Annotated in this window: 16 protein-coding genes and 2 tRNA genes; 6 read left to right on the top strand and 12 right to left on the bottom strand. The window is 60.7% G+C overall.

Annotated elements, in window-relative coordinates; all coding sequences use genetic code 11:
- The first annotated feature begins 312 nt into the window (after nucleotides 1–312).
- Nucleotides 313–900 carry a cytokinin riboside 5'-monophosphate phosphoribohydrolase gene (locus AC07W4_RS07325; RefSeq protein ID WP_008048102.1) on the top strand — a complete coding sequence of 196 codons (588 nt, stop codon included), beginning with the start codon at nucleotides 313–315 and terminating at the stop codon, nucleotides 898–900.
- A gap of 68 nt (nucleotides 901–968) precedes the next feature.
- Nucleotides 969–1,148 (top strand): hypothetical protein, encoded by a 180-nt coding sequence (locus tag AC07W4_RS07320; protein ID WP_007973286.1) that lies wholly within the window; start codon nucleotides 969–971, stop codon nucleotides 1,146–1,148.
- Nucleotides 1,149–1,373: 225 nt separating this feature from the next.
- On the opposite strand, the gene AC07W4_RS07315 is transcribed toward AC07W4_RS07320, so the two are convergent.
- The 11 genes from AC07W4_RS07315 to rnr form a co-directional block, all read right to left on the bottom strand.
- Complete coding sequence (locus AC07W4_RS07315) at nucleotides 1,374–2,264, bottom strand: transglutaminase family protein (RefSeq protein ID WP_008048096.1); 891 nt, start codon at nucleotides 2,262–2,264, stop codon at nucleotides 1,374–1,376.
- Nucleotides 2,264–4,750: a circularly permuted type 2 ATP-grasp protein gene (locus AC07W4_RS07310; RefSeq protein ID WP_495031978.1), complete on the bottom strand. Its 2,487-nt coding sequence runs from the start codon at nucleotides 4,748–4,750 to the stop codon at nucleotides 2,264–2,266. The genes AC07W4_RS07315 and AC07W4_RS07310 overlap by 1 nt, the downstream gene beginning before the upstream one ends.
- 88 nt (nucleotides 4,751–4,838) lie before the next feature.
- A complete protein-coding gene (locus AC07W4_RS07305) occupies nucleotides 4,839–8,114 on the bottom strand; it encodes a transglutaminase family protein (RefSeq protein WP_495031977.1) in 3,276 nt (1,091 codons plus the stop codon).
- Between the two features lie 366 nt (nucleotides 8,115–8,480).
- On the bottom strand, nucleotides 8,481–10,784 hold the full coding sequence (locus AC07W4_RS07300; protein ID WP_495031976.1) for a YgiQ family radical SAM protein: 2,304 nt from the start codon (nucleotides 10,782–10,784) through the stop codon (nucleotides 8,481–8,483).
- A gap of 216 nt (nucleotides 10,785–11,000) precedes the next feature.
- Entirely contained in the window at nucleotides 11,001–12,398 is a 1,398-nt protein-coding gene (gene dnaB / locus AC07W4_RS07295) for a replicative DNA helicase (RefSeq protein ID WP_008048089.1), read from the bottom strand.
- Between the two features lie 133 nt (nucleotides 12,399–12,531).
- Nucleotides 12,532–12,978, bottom strand: coding sequence for a 50S ribosomal protein L9 (gene rplI / locus AC07W4_RS07290; protein WP_007973276.1), 447 nt, complete (start codon nucleotides 12,976–12,978; stop codon nucleotides 12,532–12,534).
- A 19-nt stretch (nucleotides 12,979–12,997) separates the two neighbouring features.
- The gene (locus tag AC07W4_RS07285) at nucleotides 12,998–13,891 is read right to left on the bottom strand and encodes a hypothetical protein (RefSeq protein WP_495031975.1); all 894 of its coding nucleotides are present in this window, start codon (nucleotides 13,889–13,891) and stop codon (nucleotides 12,998–13,000) included.
- A gap of 36 nt (nucleotides 13,892–13,927) precedes the next feature.
- Nucleotides 13,928–14,158 (bottom strand): 30S ribosomal protein S18, encoded by a 231-nt coding sequence (gene rpsR / locus AC07W4_RS07280; RefSeq protein ID WP_002551829.1) that lies wholly within the window; start codon nucleotides 14,156–14,158, stop codon nucleotides 13,928–13,930.
- 28 nt (nucleotides 14,159–14,186) lie between these two features.
- Nucleotides 14,187–14,609, bottom strand: a complete 423-nt coding sequence (gene rpsF, locus AC07W4_RS07275) for a 30S ribosomal protein S6 (RefSeq protein ID WP_008048087.1) — start codon at nucleotides 14,607–14,609, stop codon at nucleotides 14,187–14,189.
- A gap of 306 nt (nucleotides 14,610–14,915) precedes the next feature.
- Nucleotides 14,916–15,683: a 23S rRNA (guanosine(2251)-2'-O)-methyltransferase RlmB gene (gene rlmB, locus AC07W4_RS07270; RefSeq protein ID WP_007973273.1), complete on the bottom strand. Its 768-nt coding sequence runs from the start codon at nucleotides 15,681–15,683 to the stop codon at nucleotides 14,916–14,918.
- Nucleotides 15,680–18,307, bottom strand: coding sequence for a ribonuclease R (gene rnr / locus AC07W4_RS07265; RefSeq protein WP_495031974.1), 2,628 nt, complete (start codon nucleotides 18,305–18,307; stop codon nucleotides 15,680–15,682). The genes rlmB and rnr overlap by 4 nt, the downstream gene beginning before the upstream one ends.
- A 225-nt stretch (nucleotides 18,308–18,532) precedes the next feature.
- Here rnr and AC07W4_RS07260 point away from each other — a divergent pair.
- From AC07W4_RS07260 to AC07W4_RS07245, 4 genes are all read left to right on the top strand, one after another.
- Nucleotides 18,533–18,619, top strand: a tRNA-Leu gene (locus tag AC07W4_RS07260).
- 167 nt (nucleotides 18,620–18,786) lie between these two features.
- Nucleotides 18,787–18,873: transfer RNA gene (locus AC07W4_RS07255), tRNA-Leu, on the top strand.
- 237 nt (nucleotides 18,874–19,110) lie between these two features.
- Nucleotides 19,111–20,121, top strand: coding sequence for an extracellular solute-binding protein (locus AC07W4_RS07250; protein ID WP_495031973.1), 1,011 nt, complete (start codon nucleotides 19,111–19,113; stop codon nucleotides 20,119–20,121).
- Nucleotides 20,121–21,677 (top strand): ABC transporter permease, encoded by a 1,557-nt coding sequence (locus AC07W4_RS07245; RefSeq protein ID WP_495031972.1) that lies wholly within the window; start codon nucleotides 20,121–20,123, stop codon nucleotides 21,675–21,677. The genes AC07W4_RS07250 and AC07W4_RS07245 overlap by 1 nt, the downstream gene beginning before the upstream one ends.
- A gap of 120 nt (nucleotides 21,678–21,797) precedes the next feature.
- Here AC07W4_RS07245 and AC07W4_RS07240 read toward each other — a convergent pair whose 3' ends face one another.
- Entirely contained in the window at nucleotides 21,798–23,732 is a 1,935-nt protein-coding gene (locus AC07W4_RS07240) for a methyl-accepting chemotaxis protein (protein ID WP_008048080.1), read from the bottom strand.
- Nucleotides 23,733–23,872 lie beyond the last annotated feature (140 nt).

Raw genomic sequence — 23,872 nt, 5'->3', positions numbered from 1 at the left:
CGAATAAACAGAAGACTGCCTGAAAACTTCGCAAGTTCATATGACTTGAATCAAAAATTGTATACAACTTTCGCGCTATGGCACCGATACGAAATATCTACCGGCCAAGTGTCTGGCCCGGGCCTATCATCAGGCCGTCCCCCTTCAAATGGAACGCCTGTCATGTCGATCAATAGCCTGTTGTGCAGCTTGCTCGCCACCTATGCCTGCGGCGCCAGCGGTACGTACGAAACGCCAGAACTCGAAGTCTAGCCCTTGGAGTGCCGGGCGCCTGCCTTTACTCTGTGGCCGTGATCGACCATGGAGCAAGGCATGTCTTTAGCATCTGTTTGTGTATTTTGTGGTGCCAGCACCGGCACCAACCCGGCTTACCGCGAAGCCGCCGTGGCCCTTGGCCGGGCGTTGGCCGAGCGCAAGCTGACCCTGGTGTATGGCGGTGGCGCCGTGGGCCTGATGGGCATCGTCGCCGATGCGGCCCTGGCGGCCGGCGGTGAAGTGATCGGCATCATCCCGCAAAGCCTCAAGGACAAGGAAATCGGCCACAGCGGCCTGACTCGCCTGGAAGTCGTCGATGGCATGCACGCGCGAAAGGCGCGGATGGCCGAGCTCAGCGATGCCTTTATCGCGCTGCCCGGCGGCCTTGGCACCCTCGAAGAACTGTTCGAAGTCTGGACCTGGGGCCAGCTCGGCTACCATGGCAAACCGCTGGGTTTGCTGGAAGTGAACGGTTTCTACAGCAAATTGACGTCTTTTCTTGATCACATCGTCGGCGAAGGCTTCGTTCGCGGCCAGCACCGTGACATGCTGCAAGTGAGCGAATCACCGCAAACCCTGCTCGATGCTCTGGATGCCTGGCAACCGTCCGTAGCGCCAAAATGGGCCGAGCAAAAACCCAGCTAACGGCTCGGCACCGATACAGGGCAGAATATGCGCCGCTCAACCTCACCTTCGACCCCAGAGGATCGCCCATGGCTAAACCTAATTATTCCTTCGCCAAACGTCAGAGAGACTTGGCCAAGGAGCAGAAGAAAGAGGAAAAGCTTCAGCGCAAGAAAGCTACAGCTGAAGAAGCGGCACTGAACCCTGAGGGAGAAGTGGCGGCAGAAGACGATGTTGATGCACCGAAAGACTCGGCGCCCGACGCCTGAGAACCTCCGGGCCGGTTGATCTGATCTGGCCCACCGGATCTGTGTCCAGGGTTGGCAGCTTTGCTGCCGACCCTCACAGGCCAATCGTATGACTCCCCACTCTCGAATCAAAATGCAGTTCCCTGTGGGAGCGGGCTTGCTCGCGAAAGCGGTTTCACATCCAAAAATGATGTTGCCTGATACTCCGTCTTCGCGAGCAAGCCCGCTCCCACATTTTGATCGTTGTTATTCCAGTGGCATCACGGTTACCCGAACTTCCGGGTCGTGGTTCCCTCCTCCCAGAATCACCCCCCGCAACGGCGACACATCGGAAAAATCCCGTCCCCAGGCCAGGGTGATGTGCTCCAGTGCCGGTTGCACATTGTTGGTCGGATCGAAATCCACCCATCCCAGCACCGGGCAAAACACCGAAACCCAGGCGTGGGACGCATCAGCACCGATCAGCCGTGGCTGCCCCGGCGGTGGCTGGGTCAGCAAGTAGCCGCTGATGTACCGCGCGGCCAATCCACGGGAACGCACGCAAGCGAGCATCAGGTGAGCAAAGTCCTGGCAGACCCCGCGCCGGCGCTCCAGCACCTCCACCAGCGGTGTGGCCACCTGGGTCGCTTCGGCATCGAAGGTGAACTCGCTGAAGATTTTCTCCATCAGCGCCTGCACGCCGAGCAGCAGCGGTCGACCCGCCGGGAAGCAGCTCTCGGAAAACTCGACGAAGTTTCTCTTCAAATGCACATACGGCGATTCAAACCGGTATCGGCAGGCTTCGAGCATTTCAGGCGACAGCGGTTGGCTGCTGTAGGTCAGCGCGCTACGGGTGTCTTCCCACGCGGGTGACAGATTGAAGTCCAACGCAGGCCGGGGCAGCACTTCAATGGTCAGGCTGGCGTTGACCAGCAATTCGTCGTGGGGACGCTCGAACGCCAGCCGGGTCAGCGGATTACCGAACACATCCAGTTCATCGCGACGCGAGGTCGGCCGCGGGCTGATCTGCAATTGCCGGTCGGTGCAGCGCTGCCAGGCACAAGGCCGTGGCCACAAATGCGCCAGTTGCTGGGCCAGGGACACCGGGCTGTCGTAGTGATAATGGGTGTCGTGGAAAATCTGGTAGTGGGCGCTCATCAGACAGACACCGTGCGCTGGCTGACATCGTCGACATGGGCGAAATGTCGCAGCGCCAGGCGATCGGAAACCAGCCCGCTGGCGTCGGCGATCTCTTGCAGCAGCGCGGCCAGCCCCTCGATGGCGGCGCGAACACTGGCGTCGCCGAACAGCGGGTTTTCCAGGCAGCCCAGATCGAATTGCGCCAGACGCTCGACCAATTGCGGCAACGCTGCTTCACGCGGCACGCCAAAGTCATCGCAGAGGCGTTTGAGGGTACGGGTCACCAGCTTCAACTGGAACAACACGGCGTGAGGGTTCTGCTCGTCGAGCAATAGCAGGTCGAGCACGGGGATCAATTGCGCCACCGCCAGGTAGCGAGAACGGTAGGTGATGCTGCTGTTGCCCAGTTCCAGCAGCCATTCCAGCCCGGCCTGATCGAAAGCCCCGGCTCCCCGCAGGAACGCCGCCAGGCTGCCGCTGAGAAACTGCAGACGCTCGATCCTCCGGCCAATCATCAGGAAACGCCAGCCTTCGTCCCGGGTCATGTCGTCCAGGGCAAAGCCGGACAGCGCCGCCAGGGACATCACCAGACGGTTGAGGAAATCCAGCAACTCGCCGAAATCCGGCTCTTCGGTTTCCAGCTCCATGGCTTCACGCTGCAACTCCACCAGCGCCTGCCAGTTTTCCCGCGAGAGCTTGCCGCGCACCTGTGAAGCGGCCCACTGCAAGCGTTGCAGGTTGGAACGCAGGCTGAACGGCCAGTCATCGCCGAGCAACGCCGCCAACAGGCGCTCCGGCAACTCGCCCTCCTCGGGCAGCAACATCAGCCGTTCGCCGAGATCCACCGCTGCCTGCAGGGCTTGCGGGTCGTCGCCGTCGACATAGCGCGCCAGCATGATGCGCAGCAAACGGGCGCTGTCGTCGCAACGCTCGCAGTAACGACCGAACCAGAACAGGTTTTCCACCACCCGCGACGGCAGGTACGGATCGCGTCGCACCAGGTCATACACACCAATGTTGCGCTGGGCCTTCCATTGTTCGCCACTGGGCGCACGCTCGCCCAGTACCCAGGTGTCCTTGCTGGCGCCGCCGCGCTGCATCGACACCACTTCGGCATCGGCTTGGGCGGCGACCCGGGTCAAGCCGCCGGGCAAAACCCGATAACCCTCACGGCTGGCCACCGCATACACGCGCATGCCGATGGCACGGGGTTGCAGTTGACCGTCTTCGGCTTGCCAGATCGGCGCCTGGGACAATTGTGCGAGTTCTTGCGCCACATAGGCGTATGGACGCGCCTGCATGCGCTCGGCGAGTTCCTGCCGCTGCTTTTCGCTCAAATCACGGCCAAATACCGGCGCAAAGCTCTGGGACGGAAACGCCGGCTTGATCAGCAACTCCGGAAGTTTCTCCAGGGCCTGGGCCAGAACCGGCGCTTCACCGCACCACCAGGTGGCGATGGATGGCAGGATCAGTTCTTCGCCAAACAGGAATTGATTGATCTTCGGCAGGAAACCCAATAAACCGGGGGATTCCAGCACTCCGCTGCCGAGGGCGTTGGCCACCAGCACCCGCCCTTGCCGCACGGCTTCCAGCAGGCCCGGCACGCCGAGGGCTGAGTCGGTACGCAGTTCCAGCGGGTCGCAGAAATCATCGTCGAGCCGACGCATGATCGCGTGAACCCGACGCAGGCCACTCAGGGTCTTCAGGTAGACCGTGGCATCGCGCACCGTCAGGTCGCCGCCCTCCACCAGCGGATAACCGAGCTGGCGAGCCAGATACAGATGTTCAAAATAGCTTTCGTTGAAACGCCCCGGTGTCAGCAGCACCACCAACGGCGCGTCGCCGTCACTCGGGGCCTGACGGGCCAGGGTTTCCTGCAAGGTGCGGAAGAACCCGGCCAGGTGTTGCACCTTCAAATCACGGTACAGCTCGGGAAACGCCCGGGACACGATGGTACGGTTTTCGAGCGCATACCCCGCACCAGACGGCGCCTGGGTACGGTCCGCCGTCACCCACCAGCGGCCATCGGGTGTGCGCGCCAGATCCACGGCATACAGATGCAGAAAGGCTCCGTCGGGCGGGCTGATGCCCTGGCAGGGCCAAAGGAAGTTGTTGTGACCGAACACCAGCTCGGCGGGCAGCAGACCTTCGGCAATCAGCCGTTGCGGCCCGTAAAGGTCAGCCAGCACGGCATTGAGCAAGCGCGCCCGCTGAGCGATGCCGGCCGACAACTGTTGCCACTCGTCAGCCGCGATGACATGGGGCAGCAGGTCCAGCTCCCACGGCCGGTCCGCGCCCTTGGGGTCGGCATAGACGTTATAGGTAACGCCGTTTTCCTGAATCTGCCGGGTAAGCAGAGCCTGACGCTGCACCAGTTGTGCCGGCGTGCTGCGTTGCAACTGCTCGAACAGCCGGCGCCAGTGCGGGCGCACGGCGCCACTGTCGTCGAGCAGTTCGTGATAGGTGCCCGCCGTCAGCGGGTAGCGGTCTAGCAGGTCAGGCATGGAAAGCTCGGCAGACAGCAATGAACGGTCAGACTAACGCAGGCTCGTGATACCCGGATATACGAAAAATCCGAGCGTCGCGTACGGTTTAGAAACGTCGCAAATCGAGTGTCATTGGCAGCTCGTCGCTGATTTCCATATTGGGTATAGGAAGTTTCCCTGGCGTGTGTCCGATGCGGAAAAAACGCGCCATTCGCCGGCTCTCCGCCTCATTGGCGTTCACCGGCAAGCTGTCGTAGTTGCGCCCGCCCGGATGGGCGACGTGGTACTGGCAACCGCCCAGCGAGCGCTGCATCCAGGTGTCGAGCAGGTCGAACACCAGGGGCGCATGGACCGGGATGGTCGGTTGCAGACAGTTGGCCGGTTGCCAGGCACGAAATCTCACGCCCGCGACGAATTCGCCTACACGCCCGGTGGGCTGCAATGGCACCGGAATGCCGTTGCAGGTCAGCAGATAACGCTGGGGTGGCAAGCCGCTGAGCTTGACCTGCAAGCGCTCCAGCGACGAATCCACGTAACGCACCGTGCCGCCCATGGCGCCCTCTTCACCCAGCACGTGCCAGGGCTCGAGCGCCTGGCGCAGTTCCAGCGCAATGCCACTGACGGCGTAGTCGCCAACCTTGGGGAAACGGAACTCGAGATGCGCGGCGAACCACTCGGCCCGCACCGGATAACCGGCGGCGTTGAGGTCGACGATGACATCGGCGAAGTCTTGCTCGATAAAGTGCGGCAACAGGAAGCGATCGTGCAGCTCAGTGCCCCAGCGCGCCAGCTTCGGCGGCGCATAGGGTTCGCGCCAGAACCGCGCGACCAGCGCCCGCAGCAACAGTTGTTGCGCCAGGCTCATGCGCGCATGGGGCGGCATCTCGAACGCACGCAGCTCCAGCAATCCGAGGCGCCCGGTGGCACAGTCCGGCGAATAGAGTTTGTCGATGCAGAACTCTGCGCGGTGGGTGTTTCCGGTCACATCGATCAGCAGATTGCGCAATAGTCGATCCACCAGCCATGGCGGGCATGCCTCACCCGGTTGCGGCATCTGTGCGAAGGCGATTTCCAGTTCGTACAAGGCATCGTTGCGCGCTTCATCGACACGGGGCGCCTGGGACGTCGGGCCGATGAACAATCCGGAAAACAGGTAGGACAAGGACGGGTGGTTATGCCAGTAGCTGATCAGGCTGCGCAACAGATCCGGACGACGCAGAAACGGCGAGTCGCCCGGAGTCGCCCCACCCAGCACGAAATGGTTACCGCCGCCCGTGCCGGTATGCCGGCCGTCGATCATGAATTTCTCAGTGGTCAGTCGGGTCTGGCGCGCTTGTTCGTAGAGGAATTCGGTGCGCTCGACCAACTCATCCCAGGTCGCGGACGGCTGCACGTTGACCTCGATCACCCCCGGATCCGGAGTGATGCGCAAGTTGCTCAGGCGCGGATCGCTCGGCGGCTCATAGCCCTCCAGCAACACCGGGCACATCAGCTCTTCGGCGGTGGCTTCGATGGCAGCGACCAGTTCGAGGTAATCCTCGACCCGCTCCAGCGGCGGCATGAATAGATACAACCGGCCATCCCGTGCTTCTGCGCAGAAAGCGGTACGGGTCAACCAGTCGGCGGATTCGTCGATCTTCGGTGCGCGCTCCTGCACCTCGGCAGCTGCGCCTTGGCTTTGCAGTTGCTCGGTATCGAGCAGCGGCGGGAAGTCTTGATTCGGGTCCTGCGCATGGATGAACGGATATTCCGCCGCTTTCACCCAAGGCTGTGACCCCAGCGGCAAGCGATAACCCAGCGGCGAGTCCCCCGGCACCAGACGGCAGTGCTCGTCGCGCAGATACCAGCGCCCGCTCTGCCACTGATCGCCCTTGGCGGTGCGCGCCAGCGGCAGGACCTGGCCGATGACCTTGCCCAAGCCTTGACTGAAGACCTTGCGCAAACGCTCACGCTCCAAAGGCTCCTCCAGACGTGAGTCTTCGGCGCTGACGTTTTGCGGCAGCATGCCTTCGCGCCAGAGGTAATAGAAATTGTCTTCGTAGGCCGCAAACACAAAGCGTGTCGGAATCTTCAGGCGTTCGGCGACACTCGCCAGAAAACGCCCGGCCAGTGCTCCGTCGGCGCCATAGTCTTCCTGCTCGTCGGCGATCAGCGCGCTGTTGTGCCAGATCGGCACGCCGTCACGGCGCCAATAGCAATTGAGCGACCAGCGTGGCAGTTGCTCGCCGGGATACCACTTGCCCTGCCCGAAATGCACCAGCCCCTGGGGCGCGTAGTGTTTGCGCATACGCTGGAACAGTTCGGCGGACAACCGTCGTTTATCCGGTCCCAGTGCGGCGGTGTTCCACTCGGCGCCGTCCGGGTCATCGATGGACACAAAGGTCGGCTCGCCACCCATGGTCAGGCGCACATCGCCTTCCAGCAAGTCGGCATCGATCTGCCGGCCGAGTGCCTGGATCGCCAGCCACTGATCGTCGGTATAGGGCTTGGTAACTCGAGGCGCCTCCCAAATCCGCTCCACGGACATTTCGTGGCTGAATTCGCACTCGCAGGGTTCCACCAAGCCACTGATCGGTGCCGCAGAGGACGGATCGGGACTACAGGCCAACGGAATATGTCCTTCACCGGCAAACAGCCCGGAAGTCGCATCCAGGCCGATCCAGCCGGCGCCGGGCAAGTACACCTCGCACCAAGCGTGCAGGTCGGTGAAATCCACCTCGGTGCCGGACGGACCGTCGAGACTTTTAACGTCGGCGGTCAGCTGGATCAGGTAACCCGACACGAAACGCGCCGCCAGCCCCAGGTTGCGCAGTAGTTGCACCAGCAACCACGCGGAATCGCGGCACGACCCGGAAGCCTGGTCGAGGGTGTATTCAGGCGTTTGTACGCCGGGCTCCATGCGGATCAGGTAGTCGATGTCTTCACTCAGGCGCTGGTTGAGCGCGACAAGAAAGTCCACGGCGGGCAACGGTGTACGGTCGATGCCGTCCAGATAGGCCTTGAACTTCGGCGTCAGGGGCAGGGTTTCCAGGTACGGCGCCAACTCCTTGCGTTCATCGGCGGCATAGGCGAAGGGGATTTTTTCCGCGTAGGGTTCAAGGAAGAAGTCGAACGGATTGAAGATCGCCATCTCTGCCAGCAGATCGACCTCAATTCGCAATTCTTCGGTTTTTTCCGGGAACACCAACCGCGCCAGGTAATTGCCCTGAGGGTCCTGCTGCCAGTTGATGAAGTGCTGTGCGGGGGAGACTTTCAGCGCATAGGACAGAATCCGCGTGCGGCTGTGAGCGGCGGGACGCAGGCGAACGATCTGCGGGCCGAGTTCGACAGCGCGGTCATAGCGGTAATGCGTGACGTGGTGCAATGCGACATGAATCGACACGGCGTGCCTCCTGCGAGCCTTGAGCGTATGGGAAAGCGCGCAAGACTTATGCCATTCAGCAAGTGCTGGCGCTTTCTTCGGTTGCCTGAGGCAGTACAGCACCAAAATCGGGCGATGCAGGGAAATGGTTGAAGGCGATTGCACGTATATGTGGCAGTCAGCTACGAAGTCGTCGCCTGAGTCGACCCCTTCGCGAGCAAGCCCGCTCCCACAGTGTCCGAGTCGAATACAAATTTTGCGAACGCCTCTAAACCTGTGGGAGCGGGCTTGCCCGCGAAGAGGCCAGTGGCCCCAGCACAAATGGTTAAACCCTGAAATGCAAAACGCCAACCCGAAGGTTGGCGTTCTGTTCAGCTCAAGCGAGGCTTAGCGCGGCACGACCGGTTTGCGGGTCGGCTTGGGGCCCTTGCCCTTGGCCGCGTCCTTGCGCTCCTTGGCCGCCTGCTGGTTACGGGCGAACGCCGCAGCCTTGGCCTGTTCACGCTTGTCCCACGGGTTGCCGCCATCGCTGGCGCGCGGTGGCAGGCCGGTGTGCTGGGTCAGGATCTTGGTGGTCTTTTCCCCTGCAACCTTGTGGCTGCCGGCCGGCGTCGAGTTCTTGCGACGGGCACTCTGGTAGCTGTCAGTCGACGGCTGATGCAAAGGAATCAACTGGTTCTTGCCCGGCCCGATCAGATCGGCGCGGCCCATGCGGGTCAGAGCCTCACGCAGCATCGGCCAGCCTTTCGGGTCGTGATAACGCAAGAACGCCTTGTGCAGGCGGCGCTGCTCCTCGCTCTTGACGATAGTCACCGCGTCACTCTTGTAGGTGACCTTGCGCAGCGGATTCTTGCCCGAGTGATACATCGCGGTGGCGGTGGCCATCGGCGACGGGTAGAACGCCTGCACCTGGTCGGCACGGAAGCCGTTGCCCTTGAGCCACAGGGCCAGATTCATCATGTCTTCATCGGTGGTGCCCGGGTGGGCGGCGATGAAGTACGGAATCAGGTACTGCTCCTTGCCCGCTTCCTTGGAGTACTTCTCGAACATGCGCTTGAACTTGTCATAGCTGCCGATGCCCGGTTTCATCATCTGGTTGAGCGGACCTTCCTCGGTGTGTTCCGGGGCGATCTTCAGGTAACCACCGACGTGGTGAGTCACCAGTTCCTTGACGTACTCCGGCGATTCGACCGCCAGGTCATAGCGCAAGCCGGAGGCGATCAGGATCTTCTTCACACCCGGCAACTCACGGGCGCTGCGGTACAACTGGATCAGCGCCGAATGGTCGGTGTTCAGGTTCGGGCAGATACCGGGGAACACGCATGATGGCTTGCGGCACGCGGATTCGATTTCCGGGCTTTTGCAGGCGATGCGGTACATGTTCGCGGTCGGGCCGCCGAGGTCGGAGATCACGCCGGTAAAGCCCGGGACCTTGTCACGAATCTCTTCGATTTCGCGAATGATCGACTCGTGGGAACGGTTCTGGATGATCCGGCCTTCGTGCTCGGTGATCGAGCAGAAGGTGCAGCCGCCGAAGCAGCCACGCATGATGTTCACCGAGAAGCGGATCATGTCGTAGGCCGGGATCTTCTCCTTGCCGTACGCCGGGTGCGGAATGCGCGCATAAGGCATGCCGAACACGTAGTCCATTTCTTCGGTGGTCATCGGAATCGGTGGCGGGTTGAACCAGACGTCCACTTCGCCATGCTTCTGCACCAGTGCGCGGGCGTTGCCCGGGTTGGTTTCCAGGTGCAGCACGCGGTTGGCGTGGGCGTAGAGCACCGCGTCGTTACGGACCTTTTCCACCGACGGCAGGCGAATCACGGTCTTGTCGCGGGTCATGCGCGGGCTGGCCAGGATCTGCACGACCTTGGCTTCCTGCGGATCGTCAACCGAGCCCTTCTCCTGCTCGATGGCGCAGGCCTGGGTGTCCTGGGTGTTCACGTACGGGTTGATGATCTTGTCGATCTTGCCCGGACGGTCGATGCGCGTGGAGTCGACTTCGTACCAGCCTTGCGGCGTGTCGCGACGAATGAACGCGGTGCCGCGCACATCGGTGATGTCTTCGATCTTGTGACCGTAGGACAGACGCTGGGCGACCTCGACAATCGCACGTTCGGCGTTGCCGTAGAGCAGGATGTCGGCGCTGGCGTCGATCAGGATCGAGTTACGCACCCGGTCCTGCCAGTAATCGTAATGCGCGATGCGGCGCAGTGACGCTTCGATGCCGCCGAGCACGATCGGCACGTGCTTGTAGGCTTCCTTGCAGCGCTGGCTGTAGACCAGGCTGGCGCGGTCCGGACGCTTGCCGGCCAGGCCACCAGGCGTATAGGCGTCATCGGAACGGATTTTCTTGTCGGCGGTGTAGCGGTTGATCATCGAGTCCATGTTGCCGGCCGCGACACCGAAGAACAGGTTCGGCTCGCCGAGCTTCATGAAATCGTCTTTGGACTGCCAGTTCGGCTGGGCAATGATCCCGACGCGGAAGCCCTGGGACTCCAGCAGCCGGCCGATGATCGCCATGCCGAACGACGGGTGATCGACGTAGGCATCACCTGTCACGATGATGATGTCGCAGGAATCCCAGCCGAGCTGATCCATCTCCTCCCTGCTCATGGGCAGGAACGGCGCTGGCCCGAAACATTCGGCCCAGTACTTGGGATAGTCAAATAACGGCTTGGCTGCTTGCATGTCGATAACCGGTGTTGGCTTTCATTGAATTTCGCGGGCGCGGAATATAGCACAAATTTTGACCAATTCCGACGGCTGTGGTCGGAAATTGCGACGACCCCATCGCGGGCAAGCCCGTTCCCACAGGATTCTGGGTGATACCAAAAATAGCAGGTACACCATAAATCACTGTGGGAGCGGGCTTGCCCGCGATGGGGCCCGCTGAGACAACGAAAATTATTCGTCGTCGTCGAAGTTGTAGCTGCCCGGCGCCAGGTTCTCGAATCGGGTGTATTTACCGATAAAGGCCAGGCGGATAAAGCCGATCGGCCCGTTCCGCTGCTTGCCGATGATGATTTCGGCAATGCCTTTGTGCTCGGTCTCCGGGTGATACACCTCGTCGCGGTAAACGAACATGATCACGTCGGCGTCCTGCTCGATCGCTCCGGATTCCCGCAAGTCGGAGTTCACCGGGCGCTTGTTCGGACGCTGCTCCAGGGAGCGGTTGAGCTGCGAGAGCGCCACCACCGGGCAGTTGAATTCCTTGGCCAGGGCTTTGAGGGATCGGGAGATCTCGGAAATCTCGTTGGTCCGGTTGTCACCACTGGAGCCCGGGATCTGCATCAGTTGCAGGTAGTCGATCATGATCAGGCCGACATCGCCGTGCTCACGCACCAGACGGCGGGTCCGGGCACGCATTTCCGACGGGCTGATGCCGGCGGTATCGTCGATGAACAGCTTGCGGTCGTTGAGCAGGTTGACCGCCGAGGTCAGGCGTGGCCAGTCGTCGTCTTCAAGCTGACCGGAACGCACCTTGGTCTGGTCGATACGGCCCAGGGAAGACAGCATACGCATGATCAGCGATTCGCCTGGCATCTCCAGCGAGTAAACCAGAACCGCCTTCTCGCTGCGCAACACGGCGTTTTCCACAAGGTTCATCGCAAAGGTGGTTTTACCCATGGATGGACGGCCGGCGACGATGATCAGGTCGGACGGTTGCAGGCCGCTGGTCTTCTCGTCGAGGTCGGTGTAGCCCGTGGACAGGCCAGTGATGGCGTTGTCGGTGTTGAACAAGGTGTCGATGCGGTCGATGGCCTTGGTCAGCAGGTCGTTGACGCCCACCGGGCCACCGGTTTTTGGCCGGGCCTCGGCGATCTGGAAGATCTGGCGTTCGGCTTCGTCGAGAATCTCGGCGGCAGTGCGACCTTCAGGGTTGAACGCGCTGTCGGCAATCTCGGTACTGATACCGATCAACTGGCGCAACGTCGCCCGCTCGCGAACGATCTGCGCATAGGCCTTGATGTTGGCGACGGACGGGGTGTTTTTCGCCAGTTCGCCCAAGTAACCGAGACCGCCAACCTGTGAAGTCTGACCTTCCTTGTCCAGTTGCTCGGACAGGGTCACGACGTCGATCGGCATGTTCTGATCGGCCAGCTTGGCGATCGCACGGAAAATCAGGCGGTGGTCATGTCGATAGAAATCGCCGTCGGAGACTTGATCGAGCACGCGCTCCCAGGCGTTGTTGTCCAGCATCAGACCACCGAGTACAGCCTGTTCGGCTTCGATGGAATGCGGCGGCACCTTCAGCGCGGCGGTTTGCAGGTCGTATTGCTCGGGAGCTAAGATTTCGTTCATGGCCACTTGGTTTTTTTTGGAAAGCAGGAATGTAAAAACTGGGATGCCAGAAAGACAAAGGGCACGACCTGTAAACAGGATCGTGCCCGATGTTACCGGCAAGCACCCGAGGGTGCCAGCCGACAAGTGCTGCTTAAGCTGCTACCACGACAACGCGTACGGTGGCTTCAACTTCGGCGTGCAGGTGCACGGCTACGTCGAATTCGCCTACGTTGCGGATGGTGCCGTTCGGCAGACGAACTTCGCTCTTCTGCACTTCAACGCCGGAGGCGGTCAGTGCATCAGCGATGTCGTGAGTACCGATCGAACCGAACAGCTTGCCTTCGTCGCCAGCGGTGGCAGTGATGGTCACTTCCAGCTCGGCCAGTTGGGCAGCGCGGCTTTCAGCCGATGCTTTGCGATCTGCTGCAGCTTTTTCCAGCTCAGCGCGACGCTCTTCGAACGCAGCCAGGTTGGCTGGGGTCGCAGCGGTAGCTTTGCCGTAAGGCAGCAGGTAGTTACGACCGTAACCAGCCTTAACGTTCACTTTGTCACCCAGGTTGCCCAGGTTGGTGACTTTTTCCAGAAGGATCAGTTGCATGTGAAAATCCTCTTAACTTTTAACCTTCACCGTTCGCGTTATCGGCATCTTTCGGTGCCGAACGACCGCGAAAATCAATCAGGCTGTCGACGATGGCCAGGACCACCAGCAACGGATAGATCAGTTGCATGAACAGCAACAGCGTCACGTACAACCCCACCAGCCAGAACCTGGCCAGTCGCTTCTGCGCCACCAACCCGTGAATCAGGGCCAGCCCGGCGAACACCAGCGGTACGCTGCACAACGGCGTCAACATGGCCATCTGTGAACCGAGATTCGGCCCCAGAAGCATGCACGCCAGCAGCAACATCGCCGGCAACAGCGGGAGGCGGATAGCGCGAAACTCGCGACCAAAACCGCCCGGGTTGTACAACAACGCCTGCCAGTAGCGCCCGACAAGCAGGCTCAGCAAGCTGACGATTTGCAACAATGCCGCAATCAGGCCGGTCAGGACCGGTGCAATCAGGGACGCGAAACGCGCTTGTTCGTCTACCGACAACTTCTGGTAGACATCGCCGAGTAGCGACGGCATGACTTTGATCAAAGCCTGCGCCAGCATCTCGATCTGGGGAGCAAAAGCTGTCCCCAACACCACTGAAAACACCACTCCCATCGCTATGCTGACCAGCAGCACGCGGTTCCAGGACTCGCTTGCGCGCAAAACCAACGCAAGGCTCGCAGACCCCAGCAGCACCAGAAGTGCCCGTGGGTCGTCGGAGTACAGCCACCAGGCCAATGCCGGCAGCAGTCCCAGAGCAAGAACGCCCAGGGCGTCCCTCAATCCGCGCCGCAGGAGCACAAGGCATCCGGCGGCAGCACCCAACCAATACAACAACGGCAATGCCGCGCATCCAGCCACTACGAGAGTGGCCTGCATACGGCCGCGCATGATGAACTCAGCTATGGCCCGCATGCATTCAATCCTTTGCTACGTGTCGACTGCCCGGTCTCAGCGGCCGTGGCTGTCGGTGTAGGCCAGCAGGGCCAGGAAGCGGGCGCGCTTGATAGCGGTGGCCAGCTGACGCTGATAACGAGCTTTGGTACCGGTGATGCGGCTTGGAACGATTTTGCCGGTCTCGGATACGTAGGCTTTCAGAGTGTTGAGATCTTTGTAATCGATCTCTTTCACGTCTTCAGCGGTGAAGCGGCAGAATTTACGACGACGGAAGAAACGTGCCATGTAATTGGCTCCTTAAAAGGTCCGTGGATTACTCGTCAGCGTTATCGCTGTTGTCGCTGTCATCACTATCAGCGCTTTCAGCGCCTTCGTGCTCAGGACGGTCGCGACGCTCACGGCGCTCACTGCGGTTTTCTTCAGCCTTGAGCATCTCGGACTGGCCGGTAACGGCTTCGTCGCGACGGATGACCAGGTTACGGATCACTGCATCGTTGTAGCGGAAGTTGTCTTCCAGCTCGGCCAGGGCCTTGCCAGTGCACTCAACGTTCAGCATCACGTAGTGAGCCTTGTGAACATTGTTGATTGCGTAGGCCAGTTGACGACGGCCCCAATCTTCCAGACGGTGGATTTTGCCGCCGTCTTCTTCGATCAGCTTGGTGTAACGCTCAACCATGCCGCCGACTTGCTCGCTTTGATCCGGGTGGACCAAAAAGATGATTTCGTAATGACGCATGAATGCTCCTTACGGGTTGTAGCCTGCCGCTCAAAAGCGGTCAGACAAGGAGTGAATGACACTTATGGACTTGTGGACGCTAGACACGTTGGTGCCTGCCATCACAGCAAGGGGCGCAATTGTAGAGAAGGGGCGAGGGAGGCGCAAGGTAATTGGTGAATATTTGAACAGCCCCCCAATCTTTCCCTCACCACAAAACACTGTGGGAGCGGGCTTGCTCGCGAAAGCGGAGTAACATTCAGCAAAGATGTTGAATGTCGTACCGCATTCGCGAGCAAGCCCGCTCCCACAGGGACTGCAACTGGATCAGGACTTCTTGGCGGCAGCCTTGGCCTTGACGCTACGCTGACGCTGCGCTTCGAACAAGCAAACACCGGTCGCCACGGAAACGTTGAGACTGCTGACGCTACCTGCCATCGGCAGGTTCACCAGGTAGTCGCAATGCTCGCGGGTCAGGCGACGCATGCCCTTGCCTTCGGCGCCCATGATCAGGATGGTCGGGCCGGTCAGATCCTGGTCATACAGGCTGACCTCAGCCTCACCGGCCGTGCCGACAACCCACAAGCCGCGCTGCTGGAGCTTTTCCAGGGTGCGCGCCAGGTTGGTCACGGCAACCAGCGGAATCACTTCCGCGGCGCCGCAGGCGATTTTTCGTACAACCGGAGTCAGGGTCGCCGACTTGTCCTTCGGCACGATCACTGCCAGCGCACCCGCCGCATCGGCCGAACGCAGGCAGGCGCCGAGGTTATGGGGATCGGTCACGCCGTCGAGCACCAGCAACAACGGCGCGCCGTCGGTGCGATCGAGCAGCTCGTCGAGCATCGCCTCGCCCCAGACCTGGCTCGGACTCACGTCCGCGACCACACCCTGGTGCACGCCTTCAACCCAGGCGTCCATTTCACGGCGCTCGGCCTGGCCGACCTGGACCCGGTTTTCGTTCGCCAACTCGATCAGCGTCTGGACCCGAGGGTCATTGCGACCTTCGGCCAACCAGATCTGCTTCACGCGTTTCGGGTGGTGACGCAACAACGCTTCTACGGCATGCACGCCGTAGATCTTTTCCAACTGACTCATGGCTTGGCCTTAGGTTTACGCGCCCCGCCACTCTTGGCTGGAGCCGAGCCCGCTTTTGGCGGGCCTTTACGATGTTTGCTCGGTTTGGCTGGCTTGCCGCCGACGGCCTTGTCAGGCGTCGACCGACTGGTCTTTCCCCCAGACGCCGCTTTACCGCCGCTTTTCGCACCGGCGAGCAACGCCTGTTTCATTTCACGGCTTTTGCGCACTTCGGCGTTTTTCGCCGCCGCGTCGCTCGGGCGATAGGCTTCCACAGCCTTTTCCTTGGCAGGACGACGGCCGGTTTTCGCCGGGGCAGGCTCTGCTTCAACTTTCGCTGCAGGCGCTGCACTTTCGGTACCGCGTTTTTTACGGCCGATCGGTGCACTGATGGTTTTTTCAGCCATCTCGAAGTCGATCTTGCGCTCGTCAAGGTCGACGCGCATGACTCGCACTTCAACAGTGTCGCCCAGGCGGAAGCTGCGACCGGTGCGCTCACCGGCCAGGCGGTGGTGCACAGGATCGAAGTGGTAGTAATCGCCCGGTAGCGCAGTAACGTGCACCAGGCCTTCGACATAAATGTCTGTAAGCTCGACGAACAGGCCAAAACCGGTCACGGCGGTGATCACACCCGGGAACGATTCGCCCACGCGGTCTTTCATGAACTCGCACTTGAGCCAGTTCACTACATCGCGGGTCGCTTCGTCGGCACGGCGCTCGCTCATCGAGCACTGCTCGCCGAGCTGCTCCAGGGCCGCTTCGTCGTACGGATAGATGCGCGCCTTCGGAATAGTCATCGCACCGGCACGACGAACGTGCGGGGTGTCCTGCTTCGAATGGATCACACTGCGAATCGCCCGGTGCGTGAGCAAGTCCGGGTAGCGGCGGATCGGCGAAGTGAAGTGCGTGTACGCCTCGTAATTCAGGCCGAAGTGGCCCTGGTTATCGGCGCTGTACACCGCCTGGCTCAACGAACGCAGCATGACGGTCTGGATCAGGTGGAAATCCGGGCGATCCTTGATACCGGCCAGCAGTGCCTGATAATCCTTCGGCGATGGGCCGTCCTTGCCTTTGTGCAGGGACAGGCCGAGCTCGCCGAGGAAAGCGCGCAGCTTTTCCAGTCGCTCCGGTGGCGGACCATCGTGAACGCGGTACAACGCAGGGATTTCGTGTTTCTTCAGGAATTCGGCGGTGGCAACGTTGGCCGCCAGCATGCATTCCTCGATCAGCTTGTGTGCATCGTTGCGTACGGTCGGACGGATTTCGGCAATCTTGCGCTCGGAACCGAAGATGATCCGGGTTTCCTGGGTCTCGAAATCGATCGCGCCACGAACGTGACGGGCCGCCAGCAATACCTTGTACAGCGAGTACAGCTGCTTGAGGTGCGGCACAACGTCGGTGTATTCACCGCGCAGCTTGCGCCCTTCGGTGGCTTTCGGCGTTTCCAGCATGGCGCTGACCTTGTTGTAGGTCAGACGGGCATGGGAGTGGATCACCGCTTCGTAGAAGCAGTAGTCGGTCATTTCGCCGGATTTGGAGATGGTCATCTCGCAAACCATGGCCAGGCGATCGACTTGCGGGTTCAGCGAGCACAATCCGTTGGACAGTTGCTCAGGCAGCATCGGGATCACGCGTTCGGGGAAGTACACCGAGTTGCCGCGAACCTGCGCTTCGGCATCCAGCGCCGAACCGAGCTTCACGTAGCTGGATACGTCGGCAATCGCCACGTACAGCTTCCAGCCGCCCGAGAACAGGCGCAGCTTGCCCGGACGGGCTTCGCAATAGACCGCATCGTCGAAGTCGCGGGCATCTTCGCCGTCGATGGTGACGAACGGCAGATGACGCAGGTCGATGCGCTTCTCTTTGTCTTTCTCTTCGACTTCCGGCTTGAGCTTGCCGGCTTCCTTGAGCACGGCGTCAGGCCAGACATGAGGAATGTCGTAGGTACGCAGGGCGACATCGATTTCCATGCCCGGCGCCATGTAGTTGCCCACGACTTCAACCACGTCACCTTGCGGCTGGAAGCGTGGCGTCGGCCAGTGAGTGATCTTCACTTCGACGAACTGACCGATCTGCGCGTTGGCGTTACGACCTGGCGTCACCAGCACTTCCTGCTGGATCTTCGGATTGTCGGCAACCACGAAACCGATGCCGCCCTCTTCGAAGTAGCGGCCGACGATGGTTTCGTGAGCGCGTGACACCACTTCGACGATCATGCCTTCGCGGCGACCACGACGGTCCAGGCCGGAAACCCGGGCCAGGGCACGGTCACCGTCGAACACCAGACGCATCTGCGCCGGGCTCATGAACAGGTCGTCGCTGCCGTCGTCCGGCACCAGAAAGCCGAAGCCATCGCGGTGACCGCTGATGCGCCCCAGGATCAGGTCGAGCTTGTCCACCGGCGCATAAGTGCCACGACGGGTATAGATGAGTTGAGCATCGCGCTCCATGGCGCGCAGGCGGCGGCGCAGGGCTTCGATCTGGTCTTCCGTGGTCAGACCAAACTCTTCGACCAGCTGCTCGCGGTTAGCGGGCGAACCTCGATCAGCAAGGTGCTGAAGGATCAGTTCGCGGCTAGGAATAGGGTTTTCATATTTTTCCGCTTCACGAGCGGCCTCGGGATCGAGGGACTGCCAATCGGCCATTAGAGAGTTTTCACCTTGTCTATATGCGGGTTAGTTTGGCATAGGCGTAATGAAACGGGAAATTTCAGGCTAAGACGACCCATCTAAAGCCCTGTATCGACACCGCAACGCTGTTTTGAAGACCGCTGGCGAAATTTTCCAGGTTTTTTTGACACTGGGGGTTTACAGTTAAAAAGACGCTCCGTATAGTGCGCGCCATCGACGACGGACAACGTTGCCGATACTGCCCAGATGGTGAAATTGGTAGACACGCCAGCTTCAGGTGCTGGTGACCTTACGGTCGTGGAAGTTCGAGTCTTCTTCTGGGCACCAATTTCGAGCTTGAGATTAGTTCAATTTCAAGGCTCACACAAAAACCCGCGAAAGCGGGTTTTTGCATTCTTGAGCACTGGTTTATTATTTTTAGAATCAGGGGTTTACAGATCAAAATGCTCTCCGTATAGTGCGCCACATCAACAGCGGCAACGCTGAAGATGAATGCCCAGATGGTGAAATTGGTAGACACGCCAGCTTCAGGTGCTGGTGACCTTACGGTCGTGGAAGTTCGAGTCTTCTTCTGGGCACCAATTCAAATTCAAGGTTACGGCCTTGGATTTCACAGAAACCCGCGAAAGCGGGTTTTTGCGTTTCCGGCTTTCAAAAAATCAACACACTCCCTGTAGCAGCTGGCGAAGCCTGCTGCTACATGTGATGGCGTCGAACGCTCTAGCAAACCCTCGCCAACCTCGCAAGGCGCATTTGAGAAAGAATATCGTTTATCATTGTTGCAAGTTTTTGCAATGCGACAGTGAGGAACCCTGCGAATGATGTTTCGAAACACCCTGCGCCGCGGCTTGACCATTACCCTGCTAGGCCTGGCACTCGCCACTCCCCTCACCCAAGCCGCCGATCCGGTTGCCCTGACCCTCTACAACGGCCAGCACAAAGAAGTCGGCGACGCGGTCGCCAAGGCCTTCGAAGCCAAGACCGGGATCCACGTCAATGTGCGCAAAGGCAGCAGCAACCAGCTCGCCAGCCAGATCGTCGAAGAAGGCGATCGCTCCCCCGCCGACGTGATCTACACCGAAGAATCCCCACCCCTGAACAAACTCGGCGAACAAGGCCTGCTGGCCAAGGCTGATGACGCCACGCTGGGCGTTCTGCCCAAGGAGTACGTGGCCGGCAATGGCACCTGGATTGGCGTGACTGCCCGGGTGCGCGTCGTTGCGTTCAACCCCAAGCTGATCGATGAAAAGGACCTGCCGACCTCGGTGATGGAATTCTCCGATCCGAAATGGCAAGGCAAGGTCGGCTTCGTACCCACCAGCGGCGCCTTCCAGGAGCAAGCGGTAGCGATCATCAAGGTGCACGGCATGGACGCAGCCGAAGAGTGGCTGACCGGCCTGCGTGCATTCGGCAAGACCTACAGCAACAACATGGTTGCATTGAAAGCGGTGGAGAATGGCGAAGTCGCCACCGTGCTGGTCAACAATTACTACTGGTTCGCCCTGCAGCGCGAAAAAGGCCAGCTCGATTCCAGGCTGCATTACTTCACTGGCGGCGATGTCGGTGGGCTGATCACCGTTTCCAGCGCTGCAGTCCTGAAATCCAGCAAACACCCAAAAGAAGCCCAGCAATTGCTCGCCTACATGGCCAGCGAGGAAGGCCAGCGCGTGATCACCCGGACCACCGCTGAATACCCGCTGCACAAAGGCATGGAGTCTGATCGCGGGCTCAAGCCGTTCAGCGAACTGGAAGCACCAGAAGTCACGCCTGCCGACCTCGGCAACGCTGAAGAAGCGCTGGACCTGGAACGTGACGTTGGCCTGAATTGATGGGTGCCTCACTGTCCGCGCATCACGCGTACGCACCACGGCGCAAGCGACCGTCCATCTGGCTGATATTGCCTGTGTTGCTGCTGGTGGCGCTCAGCCTCCTGCCTTTGCTGTACGTCGGCCTTAAGGCTTGGCAAGCAGGCTGGGCAGAAGCGCTGCACTTGCTGTGGCGACCTTATGTGTTCGGCTTGCTGCGCAACACCCTCGCATTGATGATCGGCGTCACCGTTGCTTGCGGTTTAATCGGCCTGTCGCTGGCCTGGTTGCTGGAGCGCAGCAATCTGCCGGGCCGACGATTGTGGGGCGTGATCCTCTGCTTGCCGTTCGCCGTTCCGGCCTTTGTCAGCAGCTTCACCTGGGTTTCCCTCAGCGCTCATTTCGAGGGACTTGGCGGGGCTATCCTGGTGATGACCCTGTCCAAATACCCGCTGATTTTCCTGCCCGTGGCGGCAACGCTGCGCAACCTTGACCCGTCCCTCGAAGAGTCCGCGCGCACGCTGGGACAGAATCGTTGGGGCGTATTTTTCAAGGTCACCCTGCCCCTGCTCTGGCCTTCGCTGCTGGCGGGTTCGTTGCTGATTGCCCTGCACATGCTGGTGGAGTTCGGCGCCTTGTCGATCATCGGCCTGCAAACCTTCACCACGGCGATCTATCAGCAGTTCGAACTGGAGTTCAGCAACGCCAACGCGGCGATGCTCTGCGCCGTACTGCTGATGCTGTGCCTGGCGCTGTTGTGGCTGGAGTTGCGCGTGCGCGGCAAGGGTCGACACGTGCGCACCGGCCAGGGCGCGGCGCGACGCGCGGAACAGGTTCAACTGGGACTCTGGGCCGTGGCGGGACAGTTCTATTGCCTGCTGCTGGCAATCATTGGCAGCGGGATTCCGCTGGGCATGCTGGCCTACTGGCTGGCGGCGGGATCATCGGCAGCCTTTCCCGTGACGGCTATCGGCGAAGCCTTGCTGTCATCCCTCGCCCTGTCGCTGGGTGGCGCAGCGCTGTGCCTTGTGCTCGCGGTGCCAGTAGGCCTTCTGGTCGTGCGCTACAAAGGCCAGCTGGCGATCTGGGCCGAGCGCCTGCCGTATCTGCTGCATGCGCTGCCGGGACTGGTCATTGCCCTGACCCTGGTGTATTTCGCCCTGCACTACGTGCCGACGCTTTACCAGACTTCGGCATTGCTGCTGATCGCCTATGCCCTGCTGTTTCTGCCGCTAGCCCAGGCGCCGATCCGCACCGCACTGAACAAGGCGGCGCCACAACTTGAGGAGGCGGCACGCACATTGGGTGCGTCGTCATTCAGCGCTTTCTGCCGAGTGACGCTGCCGATTATTTTCCCGGCACTGGGGGCGGCATTTGCCCTGGTGTTCCTGGATGCAATGAAGGAGCTGACGGCGACCTTACTGCTGAGTCCAACCGGGCTGAATACACTGGCGACGGAGGTCTGGGCGCATACGGCGAACGTGGAGTTTGCGGCGGCTGCGCCTTATGCAGCGCTATTGATATTGGTGTCGGGGCTGCCGGTCTATTTGCTGACGACCCGGATGTATCTGAGCCGTTAAAACCGTATTCGCGAGCAAGCCCGCTCCCACATTGGCCCTTTGTGAACATCATATCTGTGTTCGACAGAGGACCACTGTGGGAGCGGGCTTGCTCGCGAAGGGGCCGGCACCAACAACCAATCAAGCCCTGAACTGCCCCAGACTCGCCTTCAACTGCGCCGCCAGACCATCGAGCACCTTACCGCTCGCCGTGGTCTCCACGACAGCCTGCGCCGCTTTCTCGGCCTGGGCATGAATGGTCTGGACCCGCCCCCGCACCGCCTGCGCGCCCTGCGCCTGATGCGCCGCCGCCTGGGTGGCCAGACCGATCGCCGCATGGACCTGCTCGACCGATGCCTGCACCGACTGCTGCAAACGCGCACTGTCACGCAGCACCAGCAAGCCTTCGTTCGCCTGGCGCCCGGCCTGACCAATCGCCGCCACCGCCTCACGCGCGCCCTGCTGCAACGCCACGATGTGCGCCTGAATATCGCCGGTGGAGCTTTGCGTCTTGCTCGCCAGCGCCCGCACCTCGTCAGCCACCACGGCAAACCCGCGCCCGGTCTCGCCGGCACGCGCCGCTTCAATCGCCGCGTTCAGCGCCAGCAGGTTGGTCTGTTCGGCAATCCCGTGAATCACCGTCAGCACCACCTCAATCTGCTCACTTTGCTGCGCCAGGCGCTCGATCACCTGGGCGCCAGTATTGACCTGACCCGCCAGCTCCTCAATCAGGCTGCCGACTTTCGCCGAAGTCCGGGTGTTTTCGTCAGTAGCCTGACGAATATCCACCACCTGCTTCAACGCCGCCTGCATGGCATGGCTTTCCGACTGGGCTTCATCAGCCATTTGCGACAGCGCGCGCAAACTCTCCGCCACCTCATCACGCTGCATGCCAGCCGCCGCATCCGCACCGGCGTTGCGCAAGGTCATGGCACCGATTTCCACGCCGGTACGCTGGGCCACATCGCCTGCCTCACGCACGATCGGCTGCAACTTATCCACAAAGCGATTGACCGCCGAGGCCATGTCGCCGATTTCATCCTTGCTGTTGATCTGCACACGCTTGGTCAGATCGCCCTCGCCCGCCGCCAGGTCATCCATGGCAACGATCAGCATTTTCAGGCGATTGACCACTCGGCGACCGAGCACCACCGCCAACAACAGCAGGACACCGAAACCCACCACCGCCAGGCACACGCCGATACGCCAGCGCAATGTGGTAGCAGCTTCCTGCACGGTGCTGGTGGTATTGGCCTTCATTTCAGCAGCGGTCGATTGCGCCGACTGCAGACGCGAGCGCATGGCCGTTGCGCTGTCGGCGGCCGCGCCTTTGAGGCTGTCACCCACCAGTTGATCGCTGCTGGCGATCAACGCCGAGAAGCGCTTGTCGAGGGCCGCCAGATCAGTCTCCACCGAAGCAGTCGAGACGCCCATCAGGACCTTGCCGATTTCTACGCCGTTAGGATTGATCGGGGCCTCGATGTAGAACACCGATGGATCGTTCTTTGCCGCATCCAGCACCTTGTCCAGTGCACGCTCGCCCTGGCCTTTTTCCAGCAGCGCCTTGTTGATCGGGTTTTCCCGGTTGAGGTAGCGCGTCAGGTGCTGGCCGGTGGCGTCGTCATACACCACGAACAGCACGTTGGGATTGCGTTGGGCCCGGCGGGCGAATTCGGAAAGTGTCGGAACGTCGTTGTCCCACATGGCGCGGGGCGCAACGGAGGCCAGAAGCTGCGCCATATCGCTGGCGGAGTCCTTCAGGTCCTTTTCCAGGGTTGAACGCAATTGCGCCTGCTCTTGCTCAAGACGCGAGGACAAACCAGCCGTGAGGCGCTGACGCGTACTGGTGGAGAGGCTATCCAGACTGGACGTGACTTCGCGTCCAGCCTGCTCAAGCTCAGCGGAAAGCTTTTGACTGTCCGCCCCCAGGCGCATGCCCAGATCGGCCTCCAGCGCGGTCACCGTGCTCCGGGTCAGAGCAACAGCTACCAGCACCTGCACCAAAAGGGCGATACCAAGGGTAACGAACACGGGCCGCAACAAACGGCTTTGTAACAACGAGAGAACGGCCGACATCTGAAATCCCTCTGCTTTGGCGCCATTAAATTGATAGCACGCCGGAAGCAATGCTTTTTTTAATGTTCACAGCAAAGGTCATGCCGTCCTACAGACAAATACGACAAAGGCCCCGATTAAGGAGCCTTTGTGTTTCACAT

This window comes from Pseudomonas sp. GW821-FHT02A08, from assembly GCF_059422045.1.
This window is presented reverse-complemented; position numbering and strand designations above follow the sequence as displayed.

What these genes read in the sequence shown, in the direction of transcription:
- AC07W4_RS07325 (WP_008048102.1), top strand. Translation starts at nt 313, where the DNA reads ATGTCTTTAGCATCTGTTTGTGTATTTTGTGGTGCCAGCACCGGCACC.
- AC07W4_RS07320 (WP_007973286.1), top strand. Translation starts at nt 969, where the DNA reads ATGGCTAAACCTAATTATTCCTTCGCCAAACGTCAGAGAGACTTGGCC.
- AC07W4_RS07315 (WP_008048096.1), bottom strand. Translation starts at nt 2,264, where the DNA reads ATGAGCGCCCACTACCAGATTTTCCACGACACCCATTATCACTACGAC.
- AC07W4_RS07310 (WP_495031978.1), bottom strand. Translation starts at nt 4,750, where the DNA reads ATGCCTGACCTGCTAGACCGCTACCCGCTGACGGCGGGCACCTATCAC.
- AC07W4_RS07300 (WP_495031976.1), bottom strand. Translation starts at nt 10,784, where the DNA reads ATGCAAGCAGCCAAGCCGTTATTTGACTATCCCAAGTACTGGGCCGAA.
- dnaB (WP_008048089.1), bottom strand. Translation starts at nt 12,398, where the DNA reads ATGAACGAAATCTTAGCTCCCGAGCAATACGACCTGCAAACCGCCGCG.
- rplI (WP_007973276.1), bottom strand. Translation starts at nt 12,978, where the DNA reads ATGCAACTGATCCTTCTGGAAAAAGTCACCAACCTGGGCAACCTGGGT.
- AC07W4_RS07285 (WP_495031975.1), bottom strand. Translation starts at nt 13,891, where the DNA reads ATGCGGGCCATAGCTGAGTTCATCATGCGCGGCCGTATGCAGGCCACT.
- rpsR (WP_002551829.1), bottom strand. Translation starts at nt 14,158, where the DNA reads ATGGCACGTTTCTTCCGTCGTCGTAAATTCTGCCGCTTCACCGCTGAA.
- rpsF (WP_008048087.1), bottom strand. Translation starts at nt 14,609, where the DNA reads ATGCGTCATTACGAAATCATCTTTTTGGTCCACCCGGATCAAAGCGAG.
- rlmB (WP_007973273.1), bottom strand. Translation starts at nt 15,683, where the DNA reads ATGAGTCAGTTGGAAAAGATCTACGGCGTGCATGCCGTAGAAGCGTTG.
- rnr (WP_495031974.1), bottom strand. Translation starts at nt 18,307, where the DNA reads ATGGCCGATTGGCAGTCCCTCGATCCCGAGGCCGCTCGTGAAGCGGAA.
- AC07W4_RS07250 (WP_495031973.1), top strand. Translation starts at nt 19,111, where the DNA reads ATGATGTTTCGAAACACCCTGCGCCGCGGCTTGACCATTACCCTGCTA.
- AC07W4_RS07245 (WP_495031972.1), top strand. Translation starts at nt 20,121, where the DNA reads ATGGGTGCCTCACTGTCCGCGCATCACGCGTACGCACCACGGCGCAAG.
- AC07W4_RS07240 (WP_008048080.1), bottom strand. Translation starts at nt 23,732, where the DNA reads ATGTCGGCCGTTCTCTCGTTGTTACAAAGCCGTTTGTTGCGGCCCGTG.